Source organism: Achromobacter sp. DH1f, assembly GCF_000633435.1.
GTDB lineage: Bacteria > Pseudomonadota > Gammaproteobacteria > Burkholderiales > Burkholderiaceae_B > Achromobacter > Achromobacter deleyi.
Genome location: NZ_AYMF01000011.1, coordinates 256,225 through 272,267 on the forward strand (window position 1 = coordinate 256,225; position 16,043 = coordinate 272,267).

A 16,043-nucleotide genomic window follows, 5' to 3' on the forward strand; every position below is an offset into this window, starting at 1 on the left:
ACGCGGTTATTGCCTGAGCGGCGAGGCGATTTGATTATCATGTGAAGGTCCGGCCTGCGGCTGGACCGTCCCGAGGAGGGGGCGTTTCTCTTCATCAATAAGAACAATCATGTCTGGCAATACCGATACGCTTTCCGTGCGCACCCTCGTTTTGGGCACTCTGGTCGTGCTTCTGGCCATGGGTGTGCGCGCCACCTTCGGCCTGTTCATGCAGCCGATGGGACTGGCCCATGGCTGGGGCCGCGACGTTTTCTCCATGGCCTTCGCGCTGCAGAACCTGGTCTGGGGCGTGGCCTGTATCTTCATGGGCATCCTGGCCGACCGCTATGGGTCCGGCCGCACCATCGCGCTGGGCGCCGTGCTGTACATGCTGGGCATGATCGGCACGCGTTTCGCCACCGACGAGGCCACGCTGTACCTCAGCGCGGGCGTGCTGGTCGGGCTGGGCCAGGCGGGCACCACGTTCCCGGTGATCCTGCCGGTGGTGGCCCGCGCCGTGCCGCCGGCCTACCGCAGCACGGCCATGGGCATCGCCAGCGCGGGCGGTTCGCTGGGCCAGTTTGCCGTGGTGCCGACCGGCCAGGTGCTGATCTCCGGGCTGGACTGGCCGGGTGCGCTGTGGGTGCTGTCGTTGTTCGTGGCCTGCGCTGCGCCGCTGGCGTATTTCCTGCGCGGCCGCCCGCAAGCTCAAGGCGGACCGCAGCAATCGCTGGCGGCCGCGGTGCGCCAGGCCGTGCGCCACCCGTCGTTCCATTTCCTGTTCTGGAGCTATTTCGTCTGCGGCTTCCACACGGCCTTCATCACGCTGAACCTGCCGGCCTACGTCACCGACGGCGGCCTGACGCCAGGCCAGGGCGCCACGGCCGTGGCATTGATCGGTCTGTTCAATGTGCTGGGCTCGTTCTACGCCGGCAAGCTGGGCGGCAAGTACAGCAAGAAGCGTCTCCTGGCGGTGGTCTACGGCATGCGTGCCTTCGGCATCCTGCTGTTGTTGTGGATGCCGCTGTCGCCTTGGGTGCTGTATGCCTTTGCCGCCTGGATGGGCCTGTTCTGGCTGGGCACCGTGCCGCTGACCCAGGGGCTGATCGGGCAGATCTACGGCCTGCGTTATGCGGCCACGTTGTCCGGCATCGTGTTCCTGGGCCACCAGTTGGGCAGTTTCATCGGCGTGTGGCTGGGCGGCTATGCCTATGCCACGACCGGCAACTACGACCTGGTCTGGTGGCTGGGCGTGGTGCTGGCGGTGGTGGCCGCGTTGCTGTGCCTGCCGGTGCGCGAGCAGCCGGTGACGCAACCGGCTGCGGCGTCCGCGTAATCACCCCGAGTCCGCCATGAATCCCACGCCAGCCTCGCCGCCCGCTTCGCCCAGACGCCACACCGGCTGGCGCGTGGCCGGCTGGACCGCGCTGGCGCTGGTGCTGGGCCTGGCCTTCTGGGGCTACACCACGCCCGAGATGCAGATCCACTGGGAAAACCTGGCCTCACTGTGCGGTTTTTAGCCATGTAGAAGGGGTCGGCTCGCGGTATCCTACGGCGGTGAATTCTTCTTCGCCTTCCATGCAGGACACACCGCTTTCCTATCCCGACCTCGGCTTGCCCGACATCGGCGGCCTGCCCGCCGCCGACATGCTCGTGCTCACGGTCAACAACCGCCTGTCGCGCCGGCTCACGCTCGAGCTGGCCGGCTTGCTGCGCCAAGAGCGTCAGGTCAGCGAACTGCCCCGCATCCTGCCCCTGTCCGCCTGGCTGGCCGAATCCGCCAACGAACTGGCGTTCGAGGCCGACGAAGGCGTGCCCGCCTACCGGCTGGACAGCTTCGCCACCCAATTGGTCTGGACCGAGGCCATCCGCGCCGAAGAGGCCGAACGCGTGCTGCTCGACGCCAGCCAGGCCGCACGCCTGTCGATGGACGCCGACCTGCTCATGGACGAATGGGCGCTGCAAGTGCCGTCCGGCGCCGACACCGACGAATACCGCGGGTTCGCGCGCTGGCGCCAGCGCTATCGCAAGGTCTTGGCCGCCATCGATGCCGAAGACGCCAACCAGGGCTACGCCCGGGTCTTGCGTGCGCTGGAAGACGGCCGCCTGGCCACGCCGGGGCATCTGGTGCTGGCGGGCTTTACCGATCTGTCGCCGCGTTTTCGCCGCCTGCTGCAAGCCTTTGAAGAACAGGGCTGCCTGATCGCCCAATGGCGCGACGCGCAGCGCGCGCCGGCCACGCCGCAACGCTACGAAGCGCCCGACCAGGGGGCCGAATGGCGCGCCGCGGCTGAATGGGCGGCCAGCCAGCTCAAGCAGCATCCTCATGGCCGCTACGCCATCGTCTCGCCGCAACTCGAAGCCGAATCGCCGTTCGCACGCCGCATACTCAGCCAGGCATTGGCCGGCCGGGGCGGCGAACCCGCGTTTGCGTTCAACGTCGCGGTGGGCCGGCCGCTGAACGAATGGCCCCTGGCGCGCGCCGCGCTGGCCTGGCTGCGGGCGCTGGCCGAATGCGCGGCCGGCAAGGGCTGCGGCGTCGACATCCTGGGCGCAGCCCTGCTGACGGGTCACTGCGCGGGCGATGTCAGCGAACGTGCCCGGCTGGCCGCGATCGATGCGCGCTGGCGCCGCCGCGGCCAGGTGCACGTCGCCGCGGCCGAATGGCGCAAGCAGCTGGCCGTGGTGCCGCCCCTGGCACAGGCCTGGGGCCAGGCCATGGACATCTGGACGCAGGGCGGCAACCGCGCATCCTGCGATGTCTGGATGCTGCGCATGAAGGCCGCCCTGACGGCGCTGGGCTTTCCCGGCGAAGGCGTGCTGGACAGCGTTGGCTACCAGGTGCTGGGTGCGCTGGGCGATGCGCTGGCCAGTTTCTCGGCGCTGGCGCCCGCGGCGGGCAAGCTGGGCGGCGTGGCGGCAGTCAACCTGCTGCAAAGCGTGGCGCGGTCGGCCTCGTTCCAGCCGCAGCGCGATCCCCTGGCGCGGCTGGACGTGCTGGGCCTGCTGGAAGCCGAAGGCGGCTTCTGGGACGGCGTCTGGATGCTGGGCCTGACCGACGACGTGCTGCCTGCTTCGCCCAAGCCCAATCCGCTGTTGCCGCTGGCGGTGCTGCGCCAGGCCAAGGCGCCGCGGGCCACCCCCGAACGCGAACGCGAATGGGCCGAAGGCATGTATGCCGCACTGTGCCGCTGCGCGCCTGCCCTCATCGTCAGCCATGCCCGCATGGACGGCGAACGCGAACTGCGGCCGTCGCCCCTGATCGCGGCGGCGCAGCCCACCGACTGGGCGCCCGCGCCTGTGCCTGGCATCGCCGCGCTGCCCCAGGAATCCCTGGACGACGCGCAAGGCCCGCCGTTGGCGCCCGATGATCGCGGCGGCGGCGGCCTGGACGTGCTCGACACCCAGGCCCGCAATCCGCTCTGGGCGTTTGTGCGGCACCGGCTGGGCGGGCGCGAACTGGCGCCGTATGCCGACGCCGCCACGGTGAACGTGCGCGGCCAGTTCCTGCACAAGGCGTTGGAACTGGTGTGGGGCATGCTGCCCGATCAAGACGCGCTGCACGACACGCTGGCCTCCGGCCGCCTGCCCGCGCTGCTGGAACAGGCGGTGGCGCAGGCCGCCGACGAAGAACTCAAGGAATACGCGCCTGCGCTCAAGGCACTGGAATGCGCGCGGGCCCTGATCGTGCTGGCGTCGTGGCTCGACATGGAAGCCCAGCGCCTGCCATTTGCCGTGGCGCAGGTCGAGAAAAACCACGAGTGGCACCATGGCGCGCTGCACCTGAAACTGCGGCTGGACCGCATCGATGCCCTGGCCGACGGCCGCAATGTCATCGTCGACTACAAGACCGGCGTGGCCGCCGCCAAACCCGAACCGGACTGGTCGCGCAGCCGCCCCGTGAACGTGCAGTTGCCGTTCTACGCGTCGGTACTGGCCGACGCCGCGGGCGGCGAGGTCGCCGGCCTGGTGCTGGCCCAGATCCACGCGCGCCAGGTGGCGGCGCAGGGCCTGGCCGACGAAGATCTCGGCATGCCCGGCATCACCCTGGCCGCCGACAGCAAATACTTCGACGGCCTGACCTGGCCCGACATCCGCCAGCGCTGGCGCAGCGCCATCGAATCGCTGGCGGACGAATATGTGGCGGGCTACGCCGCCAACGTGGCGTACCGCCGCGATGATCTGAAATACTGCGATGCGCTGCCGTTCCTGCGCTTGCACCTGGATGACGAGGACGCCTGAGCCATGGCCGATACAGAACGCCAGCCCCAGGACCACGCCGCGCGCGCGGCCGCGCTGGACCCCGCGCGCTCTTTCCTGGTGCAGGCCCCTGCGGGCTCGGGCAAGACCGAACTGCTCACCGACCGTATCCTGGCGCTGCTGGCCACGGTGAACCGCCCGGAAGAAATCGTCGCCATCACCTTCACGCGCAAGGCCGCGTCCGAAATGCATGCGCGCGTGCTCAGCAAGCTGCGCCGCGGCCTGGATGCCCCGCCCGACGCCGCGCACGAGCGCCGCAGTTGGGACCTGGCCCGCGCCGCGCTGGCGCGCAACGACGAACTGGGCTGGCATCTGCTGGATCATCCGGCGCGCCTGGCCATCCGCACCATCGATTCGTTCTGTGCGGGCCTGGTCCGCAGCATGCCGTGGCTGTCCGAATTGGGCGGCATGCCCGAAATCACCGACGACGCGCGCGCGCACTACGAAGCCGCGGCACGCGCCACGCTCGACCTGGCCGACGGCTACGACGCCGTGCGCATCCTGCTGCGCCATTTGGACGTGGATGTGCAAGCCGCCAAGGAAGCCATCGCCGCCATGCTGGGCCAGCGCGATCAATGGCTGCCGCTGCTGCGTCACGGTTCCGACCGCGAGGCCCTTGAGGCCACCCTGGCCGAGGCCATCGGCGAAGATCTCGACGCCCTGTGCGAGGCCATGCCCTTTGGCTGGGCCGACGCCCTGTCGGGGCCGGCCCGCCTGGCCGCCACGCAGTTGCAAGACAGCGACGACGACAACAAGTTGGCCGCGCTGCTCGACTGGACCGACGAACTGCCCGCCGATGCCGAGGTACTGGACCAGTGGCGCGCCGTGGCGCACCTGCTGCTGACCGGTACCGGCACGCTGCGCAAGACCGTCAACAAGAACCTGGGCTTTCCGGCCAAGTGCGCCCACAAGGAACCCTTCGTGGCCTGGCTGGAAAGCGCCGACCCCGACGCCGCCTGGGTGCGGCGCCTGGCCGCCGTGCGCGACATCCCCGCGCCGCATTTCTCCGACGCCCAATGGGAAGTGCTGGGCGCGCAGCTGATGACGCTGGCCCTGGCCGTTGCGCAACTGCGCCTGCGGTTTGCCGACACGGGCGAGGTCGACTTCATCGAAATCTCGCAGCGCGCCGCCGCCGCGCTGGGCAGCGCCGACGATCCCGGCGAACTGCTGCTGAAGCTGGACGCCTCCATCCGGCACCTGCTCATCGACGAGTTCCAGGACACCAGCCAGACGCAGCTGGATCTGTTGTCCACCCTCACGTCCGGCTGGCAGCAGGGCGACGGCCGCAGCCTGTTCCTGGTGGGCGACCCGATGCAGTCCATCTATCGCTTCCGCAAGGCGGAAGTCGGACTGTTCCTGGAAGTGGCTGAACAGGGCGTGGGCGAACTGCAACCCGACTTTCTCAACCTGACCGACAACTTCCGCTCGCAAGCCGGCATCGTCGACTGGGTCAACCAGTCCTTCGCGCAACTGCTGCCCAAGCGCAGCGATGCCGCCGCGGGCGCCATCAAGTACAGCCCGTCCAGCGCGTTCCACGAGGCCCTGCCGGACCCGGCCGTACGCTTTCATCCCGCCTGGTCGCGCGCTGGCGCGGCCCCCGCTGAAGAACAGGCCGAAGACATCGCCGTGGGCCTGGTGTGCCAGGCGCTGGCGGAAAACGCCGGCAGCAAGCACCCCGTCGCGGTCCTGGTGCGGGCCCGCAGCCACCTGGGCAACCTGACGCGCCGGCTGGCGCAGGAAGGCATCCGCTGCCGCGCCGTCGACCTGGTGCCGCTGGCCCTGCGGCCGGTCGTGGCCGACCTGGTGCAACTGGTGCGCGCCTTGTCGCACCCCGGCGACCGGCTGGCCTGGCTGTCGGTGCTGCGTGCGCCGTATTGCGGCCTGACACTGGAATCACTGCAACGCCTGTTCGGCGCCGACCACGTCACGCCGGTGCCGGTGCTGCTGGAACGCGCGCTGCGCATCGTGCCGGCCAAGACGGCCCCAGCGGGCTTCGATGCCGCCGCCGGCTTGCCTCAAGGCAAGCGGTCCGATCGCACCGACGTCGCGCAACAGGGGGCGCTGTTCGATCACCCCAATATCGCGCCCCAAGGATCGCTGTTCGATCACACCGATGCCGCGCCCCACGGATCGCTGTTCGACGACACCGAGGCCCCGCCGCAAGGGGACCCATCCGCCGACACACCGGCGACGCCCTTGGCGCAGACGCTCTTGCGCGCGGACGAATACGCCCGCCTGCGCCAGGTGGCGATGGTGCTGCTGGATACGCGCAACGCATCCGGCGCCATGCCGTTCGCGGCCTGGGTCGAAACGCTCTGGCGCCGCCTGGGCGGTCCGGCGCTGTACAGCGGCCCCTCGGTGGCCACCGACGCCGAAAGCCTGTTCCAACTGGTCGAACGTCTGGCGCCCCACGGCGCCATCGACCCGGCCGCGCTGGACGCCGGCATCGCCCGCCTGTTTGCCGCACCCGACGCGGCCGACGAAGAAGCCGCGGTCGAAATCATGACCATGCACAAGTCCAAGGGCCTGCAGTTCGACACGGTCATCCTGTACGGCCTGCACCGCGCGCCGCGCGGCGACCAACCGCCGCTGGTGCGCTTCGAGCAAAGCGGCGGCCGCGTGCTGTTCGGCCCGGTCAAGGCCCGCGCCGAAACCGAAGCCGACCCGGTGTCGCGCTACCTGGGCGCCCGCGAAGCGCGCCGCGCCTCCTACGAAATCGACCGCCTGCTGTATGTGGCCGCCACCCGCGCCCGCAAGCGCCTGCACTTGGTGGGCCACGTCTCGATCGACGAGGCCAGCGGCCAGCCCAAGACCCCGTCATCGGCCAGCCTGCTGGGCCGCCTGTGGCCCTGCCTGACCCCGCCCGTGCCCCCGTCGACGAGCGAGGACACCGCCGCACCGCCCGAAGACGGCCCCGAGTGGCAGGGCGAACCCCTGCGCCGTATCGACACGACCGGCCTGGCACACCTGTCGCGCCAGGCAGACATCGCCATCAGCCCCGGCTTCGCCGCCGCCGCGCGCGGCGCCTGGGGCGACAGCGGCGAGCATCCCGCCTGGCAACTCGAATCCGGCTACGACGCCGCCATCGGCACGCTGGCCCACGCATGGCTGGCCCGCATCGGCCAAGACGGCGTCGCCGCCTGGCCCGCCGAAGCACTGGCTGGCCGCCTATCCGCCATGCGCCGCCAACTGACCCGCGCCGGCATCCCCGCCAGCCAGGCCGACGCCGCCTCCGAAGCCGTGCTGGACACCCTGCAAGCCACCCTGTCCGACGACCGCGGCCTCTGGCTCCTGTCCCAATCCGGCGCCCGCCGCGAATGGCCCCTGATCGACGCCGCCGGCAAAGTCTCGGTCATCGACCTGGCCCTGAGCACCGAAGACGGCTGGCTGATCGTCGACTACAAAACCGGCCGCCCCCAACCCAACGAATCCCCCCCCGCCTTCGCCCAACGCATGCGCCAACGCCACGGCGACCAACTCCTGCGCTACTGCGCCCAAGTCACCGCCCTGGACGGCCGCCCCGCCCGCGCCGCCCTCTACTTCCCCCGCGCCAAAGCCTGGATAGACCTGACCCCACCCCCCTAAGTCAGCCACTCCACACCCAATACACCGCGCTACAACCAAAAGAAGACAAACCGAAGCCAGCACGCCACAAGACAAGCAGCCACACTCTCAACCAGGCAAACAAAGCCAGCCAAGAAACAAGGCAAGCAGGCAAGGCAAGGCAAGCAAAACGAGCAAGCAAGCAAGGCAAGGCAAGCAAAGCGAGCGAGCAAGCAAGCAAGGCAAAGCGAAGCGAGCCAAAAGGACAAGCGAAGCAAAGTCCTATCTCCCTCCCCCTCGGGGGGAGGGCCGGGGAGGGGGCCCCCCTACAGCCCCCTGGGGCCCGCCAATCAAGAGGCTAGCAAGCGAGCAACGCGAAGCTCTGCTAGAATCTTGATTGGCGGGCCCCTTCGCATGGTTCGACGGTGAACCTGGTCAGGTCGGGAACGAAGCAGCCATAGTCGTTTAGGGTCAGTGCCGGAGTAAGGCTCGCCAACCGGTTTCTCAAAGGGGACGGGGTTGTTTTCCAAGGGGGATTCCCCGGAAGATGATTCCGTCCCCTTTGCATTTCATGCCGGCCATCGCTTAGGCTCTTGCAAAGGCTCTACAATCCCGCCATGACTTATCTGGTACTGGCCCGCAAGTGGCGGCCGCGATCGTTCGAAACCCTCGTGGGACAGGATCACGTGGTGCGCGCGCTGACGCATGCGCTCGACACCCAGCGCCTGCACCATGCCTGGCTGTTCACCGGCACCCGCGGCGTCGGCAAGACCACGCTGTCGCGCATCCTGGCCAAATCCCTCAACTGTGAAACCGGCATCACCTCGAAGCCTTGCGGCGTCTGTCGCGCGTGTACCGAGATCGATGCCGGGCGGTTCGTCGACTACCTCGAGCTGGACGCGGCGTCCAACCGCGGCGTCGAGGAAATGACCCAATTGCTGGAGCAGGCCGTCTACGCGCCGGGCGCGGGCCGCTTCAAGGTCTACATGATCGACGAAGTGCACATGCTGACCGGGCACGCGTTCAACGCGATGCTCAAGACGCTGGAAGAGCCGCCGCCGCACGTCAAATTCATTCTTGCCACCACCGACCCGCAGAAGATTCCGGTCACGGTGCTGTCGCGCTGCCTGCAATTCAACCTGAAGCAGATGCCGGCCGACTCCATCGTGGGCCACTTGCAGGCGGTGCTGGGCGAAGAGCAAGTCGGCTTTGAAGTCCCCGCGCTGCGTCTCATCGGCCAGGCCGCGTCCGGCTCCATGCGCGACGCGCTGTCCCTGACCGACCAGGCCATCGCCTACAGCGCCGGCAATCTCACCGAAGACGCCGTGCGCGGCATGCTCGGCACGATCGACCAGCGTCACCTGGTGCGCCTGCTCGACGCCCTGTCTGCCGGCGATGCCAAGAGCGTGCTGGCCGTGGCCGACGAACTGGCGACGCGCGGCCTGTCGTATGCCGGCGCGCTGGCCGACCTGGCCGTGCTGCTGTCGCGCGTGGCCATCGAGCAGCGCGTGACCGGCGCGATGCCCGCCGAGGATCCCCTGGCGGCCGACATCGCCCGCCTGGCGCAGGTCCTGCATCCCGACGCCGTGCAACTGTTCTATTCCGTAGCGGTGCACAGCCGCGGCGAACTGACACTGGCACCGGACGAGTACGCCGGTTTCATCATGGCCTGCCTGCGCATGCTGGCGCTCAATGGCGACGCCGGTCCGCAGACGGCCCTTGAGGCGCCCGCCACGCCGGCCCGCCAGACGGCAGAGCCGGTCACGGCGGCCGCGCAGCCGGCGCCGGCTGCGCCGGTCACAGCTACGACCGCGTCGTCGTCGGCGGCGGCGCCTGCCGTGCAAGCCGCGGCGCCCGCTGCGGTGGCACCGTCGCCCGTTGCGCAAGCCGCCGTTGTTCAGGCACCCGAAGTTCAGGTGCCCGTCGATCAGGCGCCCGTCGATCAGGCACCCGCCGTCGCTCAAGCTCGGGCCGCGCAAGCGTCCGTCGGGCAAGCGCCGGCCGCCCAGGCCGCCACGAATCCGCCCCCGACGGCGCAGCCCGATGCGGCGCATGCACCGGTTGCCCAGGCCGCCGCGGCGACGCCCGCGCCGGCCCCTGTCTCGGCCCCGACTGCTCCGGTGCAGGTCGCCAGCGTGGCAGACGAACCTGCCGCAAGCCCCGCAGCCGCCGCATCGGCCGTCGCTCCAGTTGCCGCCGCAGCCGCCGCTGCGAACCCGGCAGCCGCTGCGCAAGCGCCGTCGGCGGGCATCCCGCCCTGGGAAGAAATTCCCGCTGACGCCTCGGCGCAATCCGTCGCGCCGGCCGCGCCTGCGCAACCGTCTGCTCCCGCGAATGCGGCAACGGACTCGCCGGCATCGCCGCCGGCCGCGGGTTCGCCTGCCGCCGGATCGCCCGTCGCCGGATCGCCCGCCGCCGGAATGCCCGTCGCCACCAAATCCGCACCGCTCGCCGTGACGCCGGCCGCTGCCGCCGTCGCGCCCGCCGCCGCCGCCGCGGCGGACGACAGCGAAGGCCCCCCGTCCTGGGTCGACGAAGAAATTCCCTTCGAAGCCGAAGGAGGTTTCGTGCCGGACGGCGGTTTCACGTCGGATCCCGACGACGACTTCGAAACCCTGGCCAGCGCGCCGTCGGCGGCCCCCGTGCCGTCGCCCGCGCCCGCCCGGCGTGACGGCGCCGCCCCGGCGCGCAAGCGCCAGACGCGCGCCCGCATCACCGACATGACCTCTGCCGCCTGGCCCGAGCTGGCCGCGCGCCTGCCTGTGACCGGGCTGGCCGCCGAACTGGCCCGCCAAAGCGAATGGGCCGGCGTGCAGGGCGATGCCGTCATCCTGCGCGTGGCGGTCAGGACGCTGGCCGAAAGCGAAAGCCGCGTGCGCCTGCAAACCGTGCTGTGCGAACATTTCGGCCAGGGCATCCGCCTGGACGTGGACGTCGGCGCCGTTGGCGAAGCCACGGCCCACGCCGTGGCCCAGGCCGAGCGCGCGGCGCGCCAGCAGGCCGCCGAAGACGCGGTCGCCGTCGACCCGTTCGTGCAGGCGCTGCTGTCCGATTTCGGCGGCTATGTCGTGGCCGGTTCGATCCGCCACGTCGACCCCCCTTCCGCCGCCGCCTGAGGCGCCGGCAAATCCCCTTATTCCCCTCGTTCAAGGAAACTCGATCATGATGAAAGGACAACTGGCCGGCCTGATGCGCCAGGCGCAGCAGATGCAGGAAAACATGAAGAAGGCGCAAGACGCGCTGGCTGAAATCCAGGTCGAAGGCGCCGCGGGCGGCGGCCTGGTCAAGGTCACCATGTCCTGCCGTCACGACGTCAAGCGCGTCGAGATCGATCCCTCGCTGCTGGCCGACGACAAGGACATGCTCGAAGACCTGGTTGCCGCTGCGTTCAACGACGCGCTGCGCAAGGCCGAAGCCACCTCCCAGGAAAAGATGGCGTCCGTCACCGCCGGCATGCCGCTGCCCCCGGGCATGAAGCTGCCGTTCTGATCGAACGCCCAGGCCGGCGCCGCACCCCGCGGCGCGGCCATTGCCGCCCGCAAGATTTCGCCGCGCCATGGATCCACTACTGCCCGAACCCGAACCGCTCGTCTCGTTGATCGAGGCCCTGCGGCGCCTGCCTGGCGTGGGCGTACGCTCGGCCCGGCGCATGGCCTATCACCTGCTGCAGCACGACCCCCAGGGGGCCGACATGCTGGGGCGGGCGTTGGCCGGCGCGGTGCACGACCTGCGTCATTGCTCGCGTTGCAACAGCTTCGCCGAAGAAGACGTGTGCGCCACCTGCGCCAATCCCAAGCGCGATCCTTCCCTGCTGTGCATCGTCGAGACGCCCGCCGACCAGAACATGATCGAGTCCAGCCACGGCTACCGTGGCCTGTACTACGTGCTGATGGGCCGAGTCGCGCCGCTGGAGGGCATCGGGCCGCGCGAACTGGATTTCGACCGCGTCATCCGGCGGGCCACCGACGGGGTGGTGCAAGAGGTCATCCTGGCCACCAACTTCACGGCCGAAGGCGAGACCACGGCGCATTTCCTGGGTGAAGCCCTGGGCGAGCGCGGCCTGCGCGTGACGCGCCTGGCGCGCGGCGTGCCCGCGGGCAGCGAACTTGAATACGTCGACGCCGGCACCATCGCCTGGGCGCTGATGGAACGCAAGACCACCTGAATTCCCCGCGCAGCCTTGGCTGCGCGCGTTGCGTCGTCCATGGGGCGCGCACTTTCCTTGGGGCAGCAGAGCGGGGCAGGGTATCCTGTACCGCTCGCAAAATCGATCCGCGACGCACGTACGGCGCGGACCCCACGAGGAAGACACCCATCATGTCAGCCCTGACCGGACTGAAGGTCCTGGAACTCGGCACGCTCATCGCCGGGCCGTTCGCCGCGCGCATCTTCGGCGAATTCGGCGCCGACGTCATCAAGGTCGAAACCCCGCACGGCCCCGACGGCACGGGCGGCGGCGACCCCATCCGCAGCTGGCGCCATCTGCACGAAGGCAATTCGCTGTGGTGGACGGTACAGGCCCGAAACAAGCAATCCATCGCGCTCAACCTGAAGCACCCCGACGCCCGCGAGATCGCTCGCAAGCTGGCGCTGGACGCCGACGTCGTGGTCGAGAACTACCGCCCCGGCGTGCTGGAAAAATGGGGTTTGGGCTTCGAGCAGCTGCGCGCCATCAACCCCGCCCTGATCATGGTGCGCCTGTCGGGCTATGGCCAGACCGGCCCGATGAAAGACCAGCCGGGCTTCGGCGCCATCGGCGAATCCATGGGCGGGCTGCGTTACGTGTCGGGCCATCCCGACCGGCCGCCGCTGCGCGTGGGCATCTCGATCGGCGACTCGATCGCGGCGCTGCACGGTGTCATCGGCGCGATGATGGCGCTGCGCCATCGCGATGCCACCGGCGGCCGCTGGAATGGCCAGACGGGCGAGGCCTGCCGCGCCGGCCAGGGCCAGATGGTCGACGTGGCGCTGTACGAGGCGGTCTTCAACATGATGGAAAGCCTGGTGCCCGAGTACGACGTGGCCGGCGTGGTGCGCGAACGCACCGGCGGCGCGCTGCCCGGCATCGTGCCGTCCAATACCTACACCACCCGCGATGGCCAGAACGTCGTCATCGCCGGCAATGGCGACGCGATCTTTCACCGCTTGATGCGGGCCATCGGCCGCGACGACCTGGCCACGGACCCGGACCTGGTCCGCAATGATGGCCGCGCCCGGCGCGTGGACGAGATCGACGGCGCCATCCAGGCCTGGTGCGGCGGCCGAGAAATTGACGAGGCGCTGAACACCCTGAAGGCGGCCGACGTGCCGGTCGGCAAGATCTACAGCGTGGCCGACATGTTCACCGATCCACAGTTCCTGGCGCGGCGCATGATCGAGCAGCATCAGTTCGCCGACGGCCGTCCGGTCAAGCTGCCGGCGGTGGTGCCCAAGCTTTCCGAGACCCCCGGCGGCACCCGCTGGATAGGCCCCGAATTAGGGGAACATACCGAGGAAGTCCTGAAATCGCTGGGGTATGATTCAGCGGCTATCGACAAGCTGGCGCAGACTGGCGCTATCGGTAGACCTGATCCCAAGGAGACAACACATGTCAGTCACACGTCGTGATTTGCTCAAGATGGCCGGCGCCGCCGGCGTCATGGGCATGGCCCCCGCCATCGTGCGCGCCCAGAAGCTGGAGAAGACCAAGGTCCAGATCGCCGTGGGCGGCAAACCCCTGATCTACTACCTCCCGCTGTCCATCGCCGAGGCCCGTGGCTACTTCAAGGACGAAGGCCTGGACGTGTCGATCGCCGACTTCGCCGGCGGCTCCAAGGCCCTGCAGGCGGTCGTGGGCGGCAGCGCCGACGTGGTGTCGGGCGCGTTCGAGCACACGCTGGCCATGCAGTCCAAGGGCCAGTTCTACCGCGCCTTCGTGTTGCAGGGCCGCGCGCCGATGATCGGCGTGGGCGTGTCCAAGAAGAACATGCCCAACTACAAGGGCCCGGCCGACCTCAAGGGCAAGAAGATCGGCGTGACCGCGCCGGGCTCGTCCACCAACATGGTGGTCAGCTTCTTCCTGGCCAAGCACGGCCTGAAGGCGTCCGACGTGTCCATCATCGGCGTGGGCGCCGGCGCAGGAGCCGTCACGGCGCTGCGCAGCGGCCAGATCGACGCCATCTCCAACACCGACCCCGTGGTGTCGATGCTGGAGATGCCGGGCGACATCCAGATCATCGTCGACACGCGCACCCTCAAGGACACCCAGGACATCTTCGGCGGCAACATGCCGGCCGGCTGCCTGTATGCGCCGCAGGCGTTCATCGACGCCAACCCGAACACCGTCCAGGCGTTGACCAACGCCCTGGTGCGCGCCGACAAATGGATCCAGAAGGCCGGTCCCGACGAGATCGCCAAGGTCGTGCCCGAAACCTATCTGCTGGGTGATCCGGCCGTCTACAAGGCCGCCATCGGCAAGAGCCTGGAAGGCCTGTCGCCCGACGGCCTGATCCCCGAAGACGGCGCCGCCACCGCGCTCAAGGCCCTGGCCGCCTACCAGGCGGACTTCGACGGGGCCAAGATCGACGCCTCCAAGGTCTGGACCAACGACTTCGCGCGCCGCGCCAACGAGAAATACCCCAATGGCTGAAGCCGCGCTTTCGCTGGAAAACATCAGCTGCACCTTTGTCTCCCGCGACGACCGCTCGCAGCGCTACACCGCCGTCAGCGACACGACCCTGGCCATCGCGCCAGGCGAGTTCGTGTCGGTGGTGGGCCCCACGGGCTGCGGCAAGTCCACCTTGCTCAACGTCAGCGCCGGCCTGCTGGCGCCGTCGTCGGGGCGGGTGTTAGTGTTCGGCCAGCCGCTGTCCGGCATCAACTCGCGGGCCGGCTACATGTTCCAGGGCGAGGCCCTGCTGCCGTGGCGCAGCGCGCTGGACAACGTCGTGGCCGGGCTGGACTTTGCCGGCGTGCCGCGCGCCGAAGCCCAGGAACGCGGCCGCGAATGGATGCGCCGCGTGGGCCTGGGCGGCTTCGAGGGCCGCTATCCGCACCAGATGTCCGGCGGCATGCGCAAGCGCGCCATGCTGGCCCAGACCCTGATCCGCGACCCCGACATCATCCTGATGGACGAACCGTTCTCCGCGCTCGACATCCAGACGCGCCAGCTGATGGAAAACGAGGTGCTCGACCTGTGGATGGCCAAGCGCAAGGCCGTGCTCTTCATCACGCACGACCTGGACGAGGCCATCGCCATGAGCGACCGCGTCGTGGTGCTGTCGGCCGGGCCGGGCACGCATCCCATCGGCGAGTTCACGATCGACCTGCCGCGCCCGCGCGACGTGGCCGAAGTGCGCAACAACCCGCGCTTCGTCGAACTGCACGCGGCCATCTGGGCCGTGCTGCGTGAAGAAGTGCTCAAGGGCTATGCCCAACAGAAGCGGGCCTGACCTATGTCCAAGTCGTTCAAACCCGGTTCCGCCAGCCTGCGCTTCTGGCAGTTGCTGCTGCTGGTCATCATCCTGGGCGCCTGGCATATCGCCTCGCGCGATTCCAAGGTTGCCTTCTTCTTCGGTGAACCCCTGAAGGTCTGGGGCCGCATCTGGGCGTGGTTCGTCACCAACGCCGACATCTACACCCACTTGTGGGTCACGTTGACCGAAACGGTGCTGGCGTTCTTCATCGGCACCATCGCGGGCCTGGCATTCGGTCTCTGGCTGGGCCTGTCGCCGCGCGCCAGCGCCATCCTGGACCCTTACATCAAGGCGGCCAACTCGATGCCGCGCGTGATCCTGGCGCCGATCTTCGGCATGTGGTTCGGGCTGGGCATCTGGTCCAAGGTCGCGCTGGCCGTGACGCTGGTGTTCTTCATCGTCTTCTTCAACGTCTACCAGGGCGTGCGTGAAGTCAGCCCGACCCTGCTGGACAACGCCCGCATGCTGGGCGCGCGCCAGCGCCAACTGCTGCGCCACGTCTACCTGCCGTCTGCCACCAGCTGGGTGTTCTCCAGCCTGCATACCTCGGTGGGCCTGGCCTTCGTGGGCGCGGTGGTGGGCGAATACCTGGGCTCGGCCAGCGGCGTGGGCTACCTGATCCTGCAGGCCGAAGGCACGTTCGACGTCAATACCGTGTTCGCCGGCATCGTGGTCCTGACGGCGTTCGCGCTGGTGCTGGACTACATCGTCGGCATCGGCGAAAAGCGGCTGATGAAGTGGCAGCCGAAGTCAGGGGAAACCGAAAAGCTCTGATCGGCTGAATGACGCGACGCCCATGAAAAAGCC

At 69.0% G+C, this 16,043-nt stretch carries 11 protein-coding genes and 1 other RNA gene; all 12 read left to right on the forward strand.

Annotated elements, in window-relative coordinates; genetic code table 11:
* Positions 1 to 109 precede the first annotated feature (109 nt).
* The gene (locus U858_RS0112220; protein ID WP_025137442.1) at positions 110 to 1,315 is read left to right on the forward strand and encodes an MFS transporter; all 1,206 of its coding nucleotides are present in this window, start codon (positions 110 to 112) and stop codon (positions 1,313 to 1,315) included.
* Positions 1,316 to 1,331: 16 nt separating this feature from the next.
* Complete coding sequence (locus tag U858_RS35910) at positions 1,332 to 1,499, forward strand: hypothetical protein (protein ID WP_198529717.1); 168 nt, start codon at positions 1,332 to 1,334, stop codon at positions 1,497 to 1,499.
* Between the two features lie 58 nt (positions 1,500 to 1,557).
* The gene (locus U858_RS0112230; protein WP_025137443.1) at positions 1,558 to 4,221 is read left to right on the forward strand and encodes a PD-(D/E)XK nuclease family protein; all 2,664 of its coding nucleotides are present in this window, start codon (positions 1,558 to 1,560) and stop codon (positions 4,219 to 4,221) included.
* Between the two features lie 3 nt (positions 4,222 to 4,224).
* The gene (locus U858_RS0112235) at positions 4,225 to 7,824 is read left to right on the forward strand and encodes an exodeoxyribonuclease V subunit beta (protein WP_025137444.1); all 3,600 of its coding nucleotides are present in this window, start codon (positions 4,225 to 4,227) and stop codon (positions 7,822 to 7,824) included.
* A gap of 357 nt (positions 7,825 to 8,181) precedes the next feature.
* Positions 8,182 to 8,279, forward strand: an RNA gene (ffs, locus tag U858_RS34785) — signal recognition particle sRNA small type.
* 120 nt (positions 8,280 to 8,399) lie between these two features.
* Positions 8,400 to 10,898 (forward strand): DNA polymerase III subunit gamma/tau, encoded by a 2,499-nt coding sequence (gene dnaX, locus U858_RS0112240; protein ID WP_025137445.1) that lies wholly within the window; start codon positions 8,400 to 8,402, stop codon positions 10,896 to 10,898.
* A 46-nt stretch (positions 10,899 to 10,944) separates the two neighbouring features.
* Positions 10,945 to 11,271 (forward strand): YbaB/EbfC family nucleoid-associated protein, encoded by a 327-nt coding sequence (locus U858_RS0112245; protein ID WP_025137446.1) that lies wholly within the window; start codon positions 10,945 to 10,947, stop codon positions 11,269 to 11,271.
* A 67-nt stretch (positions 11,272 to 11,338) separates the two neighbouring features.
* Positions 11,339 to 11,947: a recombination mediator RecR gene (recR, locus tag U858_RS0112250; protein WP_025137447.1), complete on the forward strand. Its 609-nt coding sequence runs from the start codon at positions 11,339 to 11,341 to the stop codon at positions 11,945 to 11,947.
* Positions 11,948 to 12,099: 152 nt separating this feature from the next.
* A complete protein-coding gene (locus U858_RS0112255; RefSeq protein WP_025137448.1) occupies positions 12,100 to 13,389 on the forward strand; it encodes a CaiB/BaiF CoA-transferase family protein in 1,290 nt (429 codons plus the stop codon).
* Positions 13,370 to 14,410: an ABC transporter substrate-binding protein gene (locus U858_RS0112260; protein ID WP_025137449.1), complete on the forward strand. Its 1,041-nt coding sequence runs from the start codon at positions 13,370 to 13,372 to the stop codon at positions 14,408 to 14,410. The genes U858_RS0112255 and U858_RS0112260 overlap by 20 nt, the downstream gene beginning before the upstream one ends.
* Positions 14,403 to 15,212: an ABC transporter ATP-binding protein gene (locus U858_RS0112265; RefSeq protein ID WP_025137450.1), complete on the forward strand. Its 810-nt coding sequence runs from the start codon at positions 14,403 to 14,405 to the stop codon at positions 15,210 to 15,212. The genes U858_RS0112260 and U858_RS0112265 overlap by 8 nt, the downstream gene beginning before the upstream one ends.
* 3 nt (positions 15,213 to 15,215) lie before the next feature.
* Positions 15,216 to 16,010: an ABC transporter permease gene (locus U858_RS0112270; RefSeq protein WP_025137451.1), complete on the forward strand. Its 795-nt coding sequence runs from the start codon at positions 15,216 to 15,218 to the stop codon at positions 16,008 to 16,010.
* The last annotated feature ends 33 nt before the right edge of the window (positions 16,011 to 16,043 follow it).

Bases quoted from the DNA above. Each gene is read 5' to 3' on its own strand.
- U858_RS0112220 (WP_025137442.1), top strand. From the start codon at position 110: ATGTCTGGCAATACCGATACGCTTTCCGTGCGCACCCTCGTTTTGGGC.
- U858_RS35910 (WP_198529717.1), top strand. From the start codon at position 1,332: ATGAATCCCACGCCAGCCTCGCCGCCCGCTTCGCCCAGACGCCACACC.
- U858_RS0112230 (WP_025137443.1), top strand. From the start codon at position 1,558: ATGCAGGACACACCGCTTTCCTATCCCGACCTCGGCTTGCCCGACATC.
- U858_RS0112235 (WP_025137444.1), top strand. From the start codon at position 4,225: ATGGCCGATACAGAACGCCAGCCCCAGGACCACGCCGCGCGCGCGGCC.
- dnaX (WP_025137445.1), top strand. From the start codon at position 8,400: ATGACTTATCTGGTACTGGCCCGCAAGTGGCGGCCGCGATCGTTCGAA.
- U858_RS0112245 (WP_025137446.1), top strand. From the start codon at position 10,945: ATGATGAAAGGACAACTGGCCGGCCTGATGCGCCAGGCGCAGCAGATG.
- recR (WP_025137447.1), top strand. From the start codon at position 11,339: ATGGATCCACTACTGCCCGAACCCGAACCGCTCGTCTCGTTGATCGAG.
- U858_RS0112255 (WP_025137448.1), top strand. From the start codon at position 12,100: ATGTCAGCCCTGACCGGACTGAAGGTCCTGGAACTCGGCACGCTCATC.
- U858_RS0112260 (WP_025137449.1), top strand. From the start codon at position 13,370: ATGTCAGTCACACGTCGTGATTTGCTCAAGATGGCCGGCGCCGCCGGC.
- U858_RS0112265 (WP_025137450.1), top strand. From the start codon at position 14,403: ATGGCTGAAGCCGCGCTTTCGCTGGAAAACATCAGCTGCACCTTTGTC.
- U858_RS0112270 (WP_025137451.1), top strand. From the start codon at position 15,216: ATGTCCAAGTCGTTCAAACCCGGTTCCGCCAGCCTGCGCTTCTGGCAG.